The sequence below is a fragment of the Mucilaginibacter sp. genome (genome assembly GCF_039925265.1).
Taxonomy (GTDB): Bacteria; Bacteroidota; Bacteroidia; order Sphingobacteriales; family Sphingobacteriaceae; genus Mucilaginibacter.
Map to the genome: position 1 here is coordinate 94,597 of NZ_JBDSZG010000018.1, position 11,809 is coordinate 106,405.

Below are 11,809 nucleotides of genomic sequence, written 5' to 3' on the forward strand. Positions count from 1 at the left end.
CCATCACGTCATGCGGAAATTTTTTCGGCATCCCATCTGCAAGGTTTACGAGTGCAAAGCAGCCTGTATTGCGGCCATCTGTCCTGTGGGGTGCTGAAACAAGTTCCATTAGACTTGCAAAGAAATTAATTAACAGATTGTTGTTGGTAATTTGGGCATGTTAAAATGTGGAGAAGATAGCCGGTAGGAAATACTCGTAAGTTCAAGCCTTCGAGGCTCTATGTTGATCTAATTCCCTGGCTATCTTCTTTTATTAACCCAAGGCTCTATAGTAATTTAACCCCACGTTCGTAGCATGGAATTAGCCGGGTTAACCCACATCCTAAACAATTGTATGTTATGGACAAATTTAAACTTTTTTGCGGTATCGATATCAGCAAGGCTGATATTGACGTGGTTTACGGTTCGCCATCCTCAAACCGTTATGTGAAACTAAGTAACGATGCTAAAGGCATCAGCAAACTCCTAACCTTGCTTGTATCGCTGCAACCTGAACGTAGCAAGATATTGGTATGCTGTGAAAACACCGGGTCATACATGGATAAGTTAGCCTGCGTACTTAAAGGTGAAGGTGTGTTTCTGTGGGCAGTGCACCCGCTGCTGCTTAGCTATTACAGTACCGAGATCAACAGGTTCAAAACAGATAAAGCCGATGCGCACTAGATATTTTCTTATGTAATGAGGAACCATGACAAAGCCGTTTCTTTTTATACACCATCACAAACCGTAAGGGAATTAAAAGAGTTGTTCAACTTTAGGAAAACGCTCATAGAAACCAGGACGGCATTTATTTGCCGGAATGAAGACAGGCAACAGAAAACTACCGTTAACGCGCTGGTGGCAGAAATAGAGAAGCAGTTGATAACTGTATATACTGCCTACATCAAAATGCTTGAAAAAGCTATTATGAAAGCCATCTCCACCGATCCGCAAATAAAAAGGATGTACCAAATCCTCGTGTCCATCCCCTGCATAGGCCCGGTAACAGCATGGCATTTCCTTTTTGTGACCGATTGCTTTGAAAGGTTTGGTAACTGGAGGGTACTTGCTGCTTTTATTGGGACAGCGCCTTATCCTAAAAGATCCGGCACTTCCGTCAAATTCAAAGACCGGGTTTCTAAAAAAGCTTACATCCCCTTAAAAGTAGACCTTAACCAAGGCATAGTCAGCGTTTGTACCAGACCGGGGCAACTGTTCTACAGTTACTATCAGGGCATGATAAAGCAAAATATAGAACACCTGTCAATACTTAACAGGATCAAAAACGTCTTGCTAAAGCTTGCATTCAAACTTATACATTCGGACACCCTGTTTAACCAGGAAATCTTTATGAAAAATAAAGTTTCCTGGCAAAAACATTTGCATATGTCATAGTAATCAGCATGACGTTTGGCTATCGTTTAATTCAAATCCCCTGCTGTAAACGTATTTCCCTGGCTTACATCCCCCGTTTCAAAACCCTTTTTAAACCAAAACATACGCTGGGCGCTGCTGCCGTGGGTAAAGGAATCGGGCGTAACCTGGCCCTGGTATTTTTGCTGCAGGCGATCATCACCGATCTGATTTGCGGCGTTAAGGGCTTCTTCTATATCCCCGGGGTCCAGCACATTCTTCATATTCTTTTCGTAGTGTGCCCAAATACCGGCATAAAAATCCGCCTGCAATTCCAGCTTTACCGATAGTTTGTTATACTCCTCTTCGCTGAGTTGCTGGCGCGCCTGCTCCATTTTAGCGCTAAGGCCGAGCAGATCCTGTACGTGGTGGCCAACTTCGTGCGCAATTACATAGGCTTGCGCAAAATCGCCGGCAGCCCCAAATTTATTAGAGAGCTCATCAAAAAAAGAAACGTCGAGATATACCTTTTGGTCTCCGGGGCAGTAGAACGGGCCGCTTTGTGAGGATGCTTGTCCGCAGGCAGTATTTACGCCCTCGGTAAAAGAGTGCATTACCGTTGGCTGATATGTTTTGCCCATATCATTAAAAAGCTTTGTCCACACATCTTCCGTATCTGCCAGTACCACACGCGCAAATTTTTCCTGTTTACTATCAGGCGCGGTTGATTCGGTATTGGCTTGTTGTGCATTCTGGCCCTGGTTGAGGATCTGTGAAGGATCTACTCCTGTAAAAAAGTAGATAGCAGCAGCAATTAAACCTAATACGCCACCGCCAACGGCCATACCGCGGCCGCCACTGCTGCCTTTTTCAAAATTATCGCTTTCGCGCCTGCCAAACCATTGCATAATTTTTCGAATTTATTTTAGGGGTAACGCAGGGAGGTTACTAAAAGTTTTAAAGGTTGTTAAAAGTTGGAGAAGTTAAAAGGGTTGAAGAGGTTAGGCGTTCAACTCCTACAACCTTTCCAACCCTTCCATCTTTTAATAACTATCGCTCCAGCTTCGGAATCCTTGCAGGCGCATCCTTGCCGGCAACTATGGAGCGTGAGCTTAAGGCAATTGCCCTGATGGTTGCTACGATATTGCTTACATCCATGCTGCTAAATTCATCTTTAACCGAGTGATAGAGTTTATCGGTATCAATCTGGTCAGTAGAGATGGTGTGGGCCGGTACGCCTAAAGCCGCCAGCGTTGCGTTATCGCTGCGATAGAACAGGTTTTGGGCAGGGTATGGGTCCGGGTAAAATTTAAAGGCCGTGCCTTCTAAATTGCTTTGCAGGATCTTCCCAAAATCCGACCGCTCGTAACCAGTGATAAACGCCGAGTTCTCGCCGAATTTTGAGGCCTTACCGATCATCTCGATATTAAACATCGCGGTAACCTGGTCGGGGTTCATTTGCTTAGAAAAATATTGCGAACCGAAACCGCCAATTTCTTCCGCAGTAAATGCCACAAATATGAGCGTACGCTCGTTGTTATTTAGTTTTTTGTAATACTTAGCCAGCTCGATAACGGCTGTGGTACCCGATGCATCGTCATCAGCGCCATTGGCAATGCTATCGCCATCCATCGGCTTAATAATGCCCAGGTGATCGTAATGGCCCGAGAATACTACATATTCATTCGGTTTAGATTTACCGGGGATCATACCCGCAACGTTAAACAAGGGCTTCTCTTCGGTTTTTGCCTCGTAAGTAACCGATAACGATTTTACATCATCAATTCCCGCCATTACAAATACAACAGGCTTATCTGCATCAGCGGCGCCTTTAAAAGAAGTACCGCCACGTTTTGCACGGGAAGCAACGCGTTTAAACATGGCCGCATAGCTGGTATCCAATAAGGCAATGGTATTCTTACCACTCTTTAGCAAAGCCTGGTATTCGGCACCAAAGTTTTTACCGGCTGCAATTTTCACTACTTCCACACCGTCGAGGCTGCTCCAGTTAAAAGAACCTGATGCGCTGATGGCAAACTTATCGGCAGCCACATCGGTACCATTAATGGTAAGCTTTGAACTTACCGGGCTGGTACGCAACATGCTAAAGTTTTGGCGGAAACCCGTTGCCCCGGCAAGTGGTTTTATGCCAGCTGCTTTAAATTCGCCTTCTATAAAAGTGGCGGCTTTATCAATGCCCGGGGTAAATGTACCACGGCCCTGCATATCATCGGCGCTCAGTGTTTTAATGATGCGTTCTACGTCATCCTGTTTGATCAGTTTGTTTACATCCTGCCCAAATCCATGAATTGATGTTGCCAGTAGGGCTGCTGCTATTAGATATTTTCTCATTGTTATTTTACTTTTGATGACAACCACTTATCGCGGAAATCCTGTTGTTCTTTTGTTAATTGCTTGCTTGCCTTTTCGAAGGTCACCACTTCATAGTTGGGGTTTTCTTCCAGGGCGATCACAGTTTCGTGCTCGCCGGCGCGGTTCTTAAAGGTTACAGTTATCTTATCACCCGGCTTTTTATTGGCCAGGGCATCAGTGAAAGCAGCAGCATCTTTAATGTCTTTACCATCTGCTTTTGTAATAATGTCACCTGCATCAATACCTGCCTTGTAAATTGGTGTACCGGCGGTTGTATTTCCCTGCAAAGCAAATCCTTCGCCATCGCCTGTACGTGCCTGCCCGCTTCTGCCACGGCCACCTGCACCACCTATTGGCCCAGCCCAGCCTTTACCCGGCTGCACGCGCTGCAATACAAAGCCCGCTTTGGCCAGTAGCGCTTCATAATTATTCTTTTCGGTACCATTGATGTAACGTTTAAAGAAATCTGCCGCGAACTTGGCGCTTTTGGTAAGTGTGCCTAAATCGGTCTGCAGATCCGCAATAGTATACGGGCGCATTACTTTGCCACGTGCCAGCCAAACCTGGCGCATGTAATCATCAAGTGTTAGGTTGAATTCGCTGCGGAGGCGCAGATCGAGTGCTAAAGCTGTTGCACCGCCGTAAGTATAGTAGCTGGTGAACATATTAGTTTGATTGTTTGGGTCGATAGATACGCCTGCATCAGCAAAAACAGCATAACGGCTCGCTTCTGCAGGTGAATATTTTGCAGCGCCTTGTGTATTAACGGCCTGATTGATCAGCCCGGCAAGGGTACGGGTGTAATCGTCAACCGTGCGGAAGCCCGAACGCTCTAAAACCAAATCGCCATAATACTGTGTAAAACCCTCGGCGAACCAAAGCTCACTGCTCATGTTAGCATGGGTGAAATTGAAGGGCTCTAATGATTTAGGGCGGATGCGTTTCACATTCCAGCTGTGAAAATACTCGTGCGAAAAGGTGCTCAATAATCTCGATTCGTTACCTTCAACCTTGTTAATGGGTTGCACAATAATGGTAGAGTTACGGTGCTCCATGCCATCGCCCGATGTGGTTGGATGTACATCATCCAAAAACACGTACTCCCCATAATCATAGGCCGGTAATTCGCCAAAAACAGCCTTTTCTTCCAGCACCATTTTCTGCACCATTTTACCAAAACCATCTATTACAGCCTGGTTATCATCTGAGTGTACGGCTATACTCACCTTTTCGGGCTTGCCATTGTTGTCCACCGTCCAGCTGTTTATTTTGGAGGCAGATAATTCGGTTGGGCTATCCATCAGGTATTGCAGGTTTGGTGCGCTGTAAACGCCATCGCCTTCATTTTTTAGCTGGGTAATTATCTTCCAGCCATATTTATCGGCATCGTTAAACTGCACTCTTATGGGCCTGTCATCTTGCCCCTCAGCCCACATAATGGACGCGGGCATATTTAAATGCGCGTGGCTGGCATCAATACCGGCGTAGGTGCCATCGGTCCAGTTACCAAAAAGGGTATAAGTTATTTTTACGGTTTCACCTGTCCCCTGCACTTCATACAGATCGCCTTCCAGCTGCTTAATAACAAGGGGAGCGTTATCTGCTCCCGTGGCTTTTAAATTATATATGTTCTTACCAAACTCGTGCGTGGCATAGCGGCCCGGAGATGAGCGGCTCATACGCACTTTTAGTGCCCCGCCAGGTGCCTGCGGGATGGTTAATAATATCTCGGCCTCGTGGTGTATCGCGTTTGGGAACGAGATGGTATAGTAGATGGCCTTTTGCTTTTGGGCGAATACCGACGCGGCTAAGAGCGAAGCCGCCGCAAGCGTAAATAATTTCTTCATTGATCAGTTGATTACGGCGATGAAATTAGCATTTAATCGGTAAATGTTTTCTATCAATTTTATTACAGGACGGATGGTGAGTAGTGAATTGTGAGTGGAGAATGGTTAAATAGTAACAAGCCTCCGTTTAGCCTCATTGCAACGCGTTAATCATAACTATGCCTGCCAAAATCGTAATCCGATTGTGCCGTTATAATGCGCTTTCGCCGGTCTACGTCGGCATCCAGGTTATGGTCATAAGTGCTGTCGGTAACGGCAATATCCCGGTCTTTATCTTTATCGGCAAAATGGATATTGGCTTCTGAAATTTTCGCGATCGCGGTATCGTATGGGCCCCTGGGCGACATCAGTTTCACAAAAACCGGCAAACATTCAAACAGAATAAACAAGTACCCAATGAACGAGATGGCCAGATAAGTATCCAGGTCGCGCGAGCCATCAACATTATAACCCAACTGCCCCAATGCCCAGTTGCGGTCGGCAAAACCGGCTACGTTAGAGAGGCTATCCAGTTGTTTTTCGTTGAACAGCCGGGTACTGTTAACGCCCTCGTAGTCTTTGCGCTGGCTTAAATAATTATCCATCTGCCCCAGGTTATCGGTTACCGTTTTCAGCCGGGCTTCCTTCTCCTGAAGTACCTGCTGCTTTTGCTTGGCATAAGTGCCATAGCCTGTAATGCCCGATGTTTGGTTGGTTTTATCGCCAAAAACTTCCTGGTTAAGCTGGTAGCGCGAGCGGTTGATATCGCGCTCCAAGGAGTCTTTTTCCTTCTTCAGGTCGGTATTTTTGCCCATTTCCTGGGCGTACTTCTGTTGATAGGTTTTTTGCAGCGAATCTATCTTGGTATGCTGCCCTTTAAGGTAGGCGGTCTTTAACTTCTGGCGAATTTCTTTATCGAAGATCTTCAGTTCCAGCGGGCGCGATATGACTACGCCTATCATTATAGCCAATAAAATACGGGGAGATGCCTGTAATATTTGCTGGTTGGTACTGCCCTCTTTATTAATACTCGATACAATATACCTATCCATATTAAATATGGCGGTGCCCCACAAAAGGCCAAAAAGGATAGCGAAACCAACGGCAAACGCATCGCCGCTAAAAACAAAATACATGGCATAACCACCTGACAAAGAGGCGAATAAAGCAGTAAAAAATATGGTAGCGCCAATACCTACATACTTGTTATGCTCTATCGGGTATTTCTTTAAAGTATCTATATGTGCTCCGGAACAGAACCAAAAAAACCGGTTAACTTTCTTCATTTAAGCTGTTTATGTAATATTTTACACTTACCTATGAAACGCACCAAGAGGCCTATTGTTACAAAATGGGACCAATTATTTGATACAGAAAAAACATACCTTTGGCTAATAATTATATTACGATGAAAGAAATAAGCGTACAGGAACTAAAAGAGAAATTAGATAGCGGCGAAGATTTTCAGTTGATAGATGTCCGCGAGGATTTTGAATACGAAACTTCTAACCTGGGTGGCAAGCATATCCCTCTTGGTGGCATCCTGATAGAGGCCGACCAGGTAGCTAAAGATAAGCCGGTTGTTATGATGTGCCGAAGCGGTAAACGCAGCTCGGTTGCGTTGCACCAGTTAGAAGCACAGGGCTATACCAACCTGTATAACTTACAAGGTGGCATTTTAGCCTGGCAGGCAGAAATTGACCCAACTATAAGCGTATACTAAATATGGGCAAGAAAATAGCGCTCAACGTGGTTTACAACCTGGGCATTTTTGTGGCCCTGATGATAGGCTATTGGGGAATAGAACATGCGCAGTACGCCTATTTATTAGGCGCGGTGTTTATCGCTGCCGTATTTATCTCCCTGAAAATAAAGCTGATAAAGGAAGTAAAGAATACTACTAAGCAATAATATTCAAACTCCTGCCCCTTAAAATAAATGCCCGATCAGTAACAAAGTCGGGCATTTAAATTCTAATACCAAAACGATCTCAAACCTTATATTAATCCTTAAACTATCATGTTTTTAGCAATTGTTGGCGTTATTATACTTTTTGTAGGTGTAATGTTAAAACGCTCGCCCGAACCTGCAGGCCGCTTTGGCGGGCTTGTAAGTATTGTAGGTGTTGTAATAGCCGTACTTGGGCTGGTGCTATCCTCAGTTAAAGTTATCGATTCCGGCCGTGTGGGTGTACAGGTGCTGTTTGGTAAGGTACAACCTGATGTATTGGAAAGTGGGCTGCATTTTGTAAACCCATTGGTGGAAATTACCAACTTTGATGTACGTACGCAGAATTACACCATGAGCGCCCAACATAACGAAGGTGATATATCGGGCGATGACGCCATAAGGGTGTTATCATCTGATGGTTTGGAGGTTACGGTAGACCTAACAGTATTATTTAATGTACGTTCTTCTAAGGCTCCTTTCATTTTACAAAGCATTGGGCCTGACTATGTTAACAATATCGTTCGCGCTGTTGCACGGACCGCCATACGTGATAATGCAGTAAACTACGCAGCGGTAGATTTGTATTCGGTTAAGAGACAGGAGTTTCAGACCAGGATAAACCGTACAATTTCGGCCAGTTTTACAAAACGCGGACTGGAGCTGGAACAAATACTTATCCGTAATATCTCCCTGCCACAATCTGTTAAGGCCAGTATCGAATCGAAGATTAACGCCGAGCAGGAAGCCCAGAAAATGACCTTCGTGCTACAGAAAGAACGCCAGGAAGCCGACCGTAAACGCGTTGAAGCACAGGGTATTGCTGACTATCAAAAGATCCTTTCTACCGGCTTATCTGATAAGCAACTACAATACGAAAGTATTAAAGCACAAAAAGAAATTGCCCTGTCGCCAAATGCTAAGGTTATTATAATTGGCAATAACAAAGGCACCCCGATACTGCTGAGTGATAAATAATTAGATTAACACTAATTTCACGAATTGGGGCGAATTTCACGATTTATTTAAAAACTAATTCGCGAAATTTTTCCGCCTTTAATTCCTTCGTGAAATTCGTGTTTAATCAAAATACTTTGCATACTCCGCCGGGATACCTTTTATCGGCTTTATCATAATATCCTTATAATAAACTTCCGCTGCTTCGCTTTGCAACTGGAGTTTGCCATGAGTAAGCGGTTTCATGGTGTCGCCATCTTTATAGCGGGAGTTTTTTAAAGCCATAACCACCTGTCCGTTAACTATATGTAGGCTCTTGTCTCCATAGGTGATCAGTTCAATTTCGTTCCATTCGCCTATGGGTTTATCCATTTTTTTGCCAGCCTCACAGAAACCGCCATTGCCCGTTGCGCCGCCGAGCGGGGTCCATTTACCTGTGGTGTTAAATTTGTAGCTGCTGTCTTTCAGCGCTTTTGCATCGGCTTGTGAACTGGCCTGCGACCAATAATCGCCGGTACTGTTCTCCACCACCTGGAACTCCTGGCTCAGCATCCACGTGCGAAAGTACTCCACACCGTTTTTACCTTGCGAATGATATAGCAAACCACTGTCTTTCAATTCATCCAATCTTGGCACCCATTTTTTTTTGCCCCACTTAAACTTCAGTTTGAGGCGGTAATTGGAAAAATCCTGTTTGGTAAAAATGCAGCCGTAGATCTCGCCTGTAATTTTGAGCACCGGCTGCCCGTTCTCCATTACTACCGAAAACACGTTATTCTTATTTACATTATAACCTATCGGCTTAATTTCCACGCCATTGCTATCTACCGGGGGCTTTCCGTTATAGCCAACCTTATGGTAAAAGCTTTGGTAGGTTTCCCATTTGGAGAGGGTTTTATCCAGCAAAGGAGTCCACTCTGATGGTAGCTGGAAGGAGGTGCCGGCGAGCAGCAAAACCAGGCAGCAAAGGCAGGTAAATGTTTTTTTCATGTGCGGTTTCTTGGTTACTAATTTGGCAAAAAAAAATGGGGATAGCTAATACAAAAAAAGCCAACAATGCTCAAAATCACCGTCGAAAATCTTCGTGTTTTTACCATTTTAATCAACAAAAAGGTCGTTTTTCATCAATAATTAAGCACTAATCCAATAGATAATTTGTACCCTTTGCGATCCACATCATTGAGTTGGGTTTTCTCGGATCCGCCGGAGGACAAAAACAACTCGTCTATTCCTTCCCCGGTTTGCCATGTAAAATAGCCGCCGCCGAAATTTACAGCGATGTTTTTGGTGATACTATAAGCCACTGATGCATCAGCCGCAACACCGTAGCCCTTGGCTGTATGGCGGTAGCTAACCGGGTGCTGAAAGGTGGGGATAAGGTTCCAGTCGGCTTTGGAATTGTAGTCGGCCTGGTGGTAGCCGAGGGCAGTCGTTGCGGTGATTTTTTTCGCAAACTTTACCGATGCGATTGCTTTTACAAACGGTCCTTTCCAGTTGGTTTCGTAGGTGCTGTTGAGGTCGGGGTACTGCCCGCTTCTGTCCAGCAGGTGGAGCGATTGCTTGCTGGTACTGTATCCCGCGAATGGTGTAATAGAGAAAGTTTCGTTATCGATTAGTTTGTACCCAAAGCCGATAGCCAAATCCCGGGTAAAACCTCTATCCGCATTAAATATCTGGTCGTACGCGGAGTTGGTGCGGTTATCGCCATTATAGTCGTTATCCCGTACAGTGCCCGATCTTATGGACACTCGCTGATATCCGCCCATCAGCATCAGCTTATTCCAAAAATTCCATCGCAGGGCGGCAGCTATAGATTGCCCGCCTACCTTTTTCCATTGAAGCTCTGAATAAATATTGGGGTTTTGCCCATCCAGGTTACCGGCTATCGACCATTTCAGGTCTTCCCGCTGGTAGCCGGTATTCAGGGTTAATTGCAACTTTTTTTGCAACGATTGCGCCTGCAGCAAAGCAGTGCTTATTAAAACACAAAGGCCGGTAACAAAAAGTCTTCTCATGCAGGTAAAATAAAACAGCCTGCCTCCCGGTTAAGAAGGCAGGCTGTAATGTATGATTTTTTTACTGGTTCACGCCGAACGATTCCCAGCCCGATGCTGTCGCACGGGTACAGGTCATGGGTTGTGTGCCGTTCTCGCTGGAGATAAATTTGCCGTTGTTGCCTCTAAACGTTACTTTACCATCTGCCGTTGGCACCCAATCAAATTTTTCCCAGTCGCCAATAGTGGCGCGGTTACAGGTGATGGCTTGCGTTCCGTTTTCGGATGACACGTATTTGTTCATGCTGCGTAATGCCACTTTGCCATTGCCTGCGTCAACCACAGTGAATTGCTCCCAGGTAGATGCTACCGCGCTGGTGCAGGTCATGGCCTGGGTGCCGTTTTGGCCGTTTACATATTTGTTGTTGAAACCTTTCAGCGTAACCGTTTGCCCGATAGGCGCGGTAGAGCCTGTTCCGCCACTGATGCTGTAAACCCTCACATAATCTACATACATATTGGCCGGCAATGCACCGTTGTTGATAGTATTGCCGGGCAGATCTCCGCCTACGGCAAGGTTCAGGATCAGGAAGAAAGGCAGTTGAAATTCTTCGGTACTGTTAATATTGTTTTGGATGTTGCCCGTATGAAACAGCGTGCCATCCACATACCATTTAATACTGTTAGCATCCCACTCTACGGCATATAAATGATAGCCGGTAACATTAACCGGCGTATTGCCGCCATAGTACACGTGCCCGTTATTGTTCCAGTGCATAGTACCGAGGGTAAGATTACTGGTGTTGGTTTGCTCCATAATATCTATCTCACCGCATTGTGGCCAGCCTACCGAGCCTATATTGGTGCCCAGCATCCAGAAGGCAGGCCAGCTGCCCTGGAAAGCGGGAAGCTTGATACTTGCTTCTATACGGCCATACTTCACCGAGAATTTACCAGAGGTAGTTAGCTTACCAGATGTATATGGCTGGCCGCCCATGCTTTGGTTTTTAGCCGTAATAACCAGGTTACCACCTGTTACCGCAACGTTGCCTGTTGAATAATATTCCTTCTCGTTATTTACGTTGGGGTTGCCTACATCTATACCCCATTTGCTGCCATCTACACTTGTGCCGTTAAACTCATCCTGCCAAACGAGGGTAAGGGCCCGTGGCGTAGTACTTGTGCCGGTTGTGGCAGTGGATGCCGTTTTATCATCCACCGGCGATTTTACATCTTTTTTACAGGAAATTATAGCAACGCTGATAGCCGTTACCAGCCCGGCTCCTTTCAGAAAGTTTAATAATTGCTTTTTCATAATGTTGGTGTTAGTGGTTAATTGTTTTGTGTTTAAGATAGCGATGAGTTGAAACCCATCGCTAT

12 protein-coding genes are annotated in these 11,809 nt (G+C 45.3%); 5 read left to right on the forward strand and 7 right to left on the reverse strand.

The window, feature by feature from the left end:
- Positions 1–339: 339 nt before the first annotated feature.
- Both ABIX36_RS09565 and ABIX36_RS09570 read left to right on the forward strand, forming a co-directional pair.
- Positions 340–663 carry a transposase gene (locus tag ABIX36_RS09565; RefSeq protein WP_348081940.1) on the forward strand — a complete coding sequence of 108 codons (324 nt, stop codon included), beginning with the start codon at positions 340–342 and terminating at the stop codon, positions 661–663.
- Between the two features lie 15 nt (positions 664–678).
- Positions 679–1,374: a transposase gene (locus ABIX36_RS09570; RefSeq protein WP_348081941.1), complete on the forward strand. Its 696-nt coding sequence runs from the start codon at positions 679–681 to the stop codon at positions 1,372–1,374.
- 26 nt (positions 1,375–1,400) lie between these two features.
- On the opposite strand, the gene ABIX36_RS09575 is transcribed toward ABIX36_RS09570, so the two are convergent.
- From ABIX36_RS09575 to ABIX36_RS09590, 4 genes are all read right to left on the reverse strand, one after another.
- The gene (locus ABIX36_RS09575) at positions 1,401–2,240 is read right to left on the reverse strand and encodes a neutral zinc metallopeptidase (RefSeq protein ID WP_348081942.1); all 840 of its coding nucleotides are present in this window, start codon (positions 2,238–2,240) and stop codon (positions 1,401–1,403) included.
- A 142-nt stretch (positions 2,241–2,382) separates the two neighbouring features.
- Entirely contained in the window at positions 2,383–3,684 is a 1,302-nt protein-coding gene (locus tag ABIX36_RS09580; protein WP_348081943.1) for a M20/M25/M40 family metallo-hydrolase, read from the reverse strand.
- A gap of 2 nt (positions 3,685–3,686) precedes the next feature.
- On the reverse strand, positions 3,687–5,552 hold the full coding sequence (locus tag ABIX36_RS09585) for a PDZ domain-containing protein (protein WP_348081944.1): 1,866 nt from the start codon (positions 5,550–5,552) through the stop codon (positions 3,687–3,689).
- A gap of 146 nt (positions 5,553–5,698) precedes the next feature.
- Positions 5,699–6,817, reverse strand: a complete 1,119-nt coding sequence (locus ABIX36_RS09590; RefSeq protein ID WP_348081945.1) for a DUF4407 domain-containing protein — start codon at positions 6,815–6,817, stop codon at positions 5,699–5,701.
- A gap of 122 nt (positions 6,818–6,939) precedes the next feature.
- On the opposite strand from ABIX36_RS09590, the gene ABIX36_RS09595 reads away from it, so the two are divergent.
- The 3 genes from ABIX36_RS09595 to ABIX36_RS09605 all read left to right on the forward strand — a co-directional run bounded on the left by ABIX36_RS09595 (position 6,940) and on the right by ABIX36_RS09605 (position 8,456).
- The gene (locus tag ABIX36_RS09595; protein ID WP_348081946.1) at positions 6,940–7,254 is read left to right on the forward strand and encodes a rhodanese-like domain-containing protein; all 315 of its coding nucleotides are present in this window, start codon (positions 6,940–6,942) and stop codon (positions 7,252–7,254) included.
- A gap of 2 nt (positions 7,255–7,256) precedes the next feature.
- Positions 7,257–7,442 carry a DUF6358 family protein gene (locus ABIX36_RS09600; protein ID WP_348081947.1) on the forward strand — a complete coding sequence of 62 codons (186 nt, stop codon included), beginning with the start codon at positions 7,257–7,259 and terminating at the stop codon, positions 7,440–7,442.
- Positions 7,443–7,550: 108 nt separating this feature from the next.
- Positions 7,551–8,456 (forward strand): prohibitin family protein, encoded by a 906-nt coding sequence (locus tag ABIX36_RS09605; protein ID WP_348081948.1) that lies wholly within the window; start codon positions 7,551–7,553, stop codon positions 8,454–8,456.
- 102 nt (positions 8,457–8,558) lie between these two features.
- Here the strand turns inward: ABIX36_RS09605 and ABIX36_RS09610 are convergent, their stop codons facing one another.
- From ABIX36_RS09610 to ABIX36_RS09620, 3 genes are all read right to left on the reverse strand, one after another.
- Positions 8,559–9,425, reverse strand: coding sequence for a DUF1080 domain-containing protein (locus tag ABIX36_RS09610; protein ID WP_348081949.1), 867 nt, complete (start codon positions 9,423–9,425; stop codon positions 8,559–8,561).
- Between the two features lie 134 nt (positions 9,426–9,559).
- Positions 9,560–10,450 (reverse strand): hypothetical protein, encoded by an 891-nt coding sequence (locus tag ABIX36_RS09615; protein WP_348081950.1) that lies wholly within the window; start codon positions 10,448–10,450, stop codon positions 9,560–9,562.
- Between the two features lie 61 nt (positions 10,451–10,511).
- Positions 10,512–11,744, reverse strand: a complete 1,233-nt coding sequence (locus ABIX36_RS09620) for a family 16 glycosylhydrolase (protein WP_348081951.1) — start codon at positions 11,742–11,744, stop codon at positions 10,512–10,514.
- Positions 11,745–11,809 lie beyond the last annotated feature (65 nt).

Bases quoted from the DNA above. Each gene is read 5' to 3' on its own strand.
- ABIX36_RS09620 (WP_348081951.1), bottom strand. From the start codon at position 11,744: ATGAAAAAGCAATTATTAAACTTTCTGAAAGGAGCCGGGCTGGTAACG.
- ABIX36_RS09570 (WP_348081941.1), top strand. From the start codon at position 679: ATGAGGAACCATGACAAAGCCGTTTCTTTTTATACACCATCACAAACC.
- ABIX36_RS09585 (WP_348081944.1), bottom strand. From the start codon at position 5,552: ATGAAGAAATTATTTACGCTTGCGGCGGCTTCGCTCTTAGCCGCGTCG.
- ABIX36_RS09595 (WP_348081946.1), top strand. From the start codon at position 6,940: ATGAAAGAAATAAGCGTACAGGAACTAAAAGAGAAATTAGATAGCGGC.
- ABIX36_RS09565 (WP_348081940.1), top strand. From the start codon at position 340: ATGGACAAATTTAAACTTTTTTGCGGTATCGATATCAGCAAGGCTGAT.
- ABIX36_RS09615 (WP_348081950.1), bottom strand. From the start codon at position 10,450: ATGAGAAGACTTTTTGTTACCGGCCTTTGTGTTTTAATAAGCACTGCT.
- ABIX36_RS09580 (WP_348081943.1), bottom strand. From the start codon at position 3,684: ATGAGAAAATATCTAATAGCAGCAGCCCTACTGGCAACATCAATTCAT.
- ABIX36_RS09610 (WP_348081949.1), bottom strand. From the start codon at position 9,425: ATGAAAAAAACATTTACCTGCCTTTGCTGCCTGGTTTTGCTGCTCGCC.
- ABIX36_RS09605 (WP_348081948.1), top strand. From the start codon at position 7,551: ATGTTTTTAGCAATTGTTGGCGTTATTATACTTTTTGTAGGTGTAATG.
- ABIX36_RS09590 (WP_348081945.1), bottom strand. From the start codon at position 6,817: ATGAAGAAAGTTAACCGGTTTTTTTGGTTCTGTTCCGGAGCACATATA.
- ABIX36_RS09575 (WP_348081942.1), bottom strand. From the start codon at position 2,240: ATGCAATGGTTTGGCAGGCGCGAAAGCGATAATTTTGAAAAAGGCAGC.
- ABIX36_RS09600 (WP_348081947.1), top strand. From the start codon at position 7,257: ATGGGCAAGAAAATAGCGCTCAACGTGGTTTACAACCTGGGCATTTTT.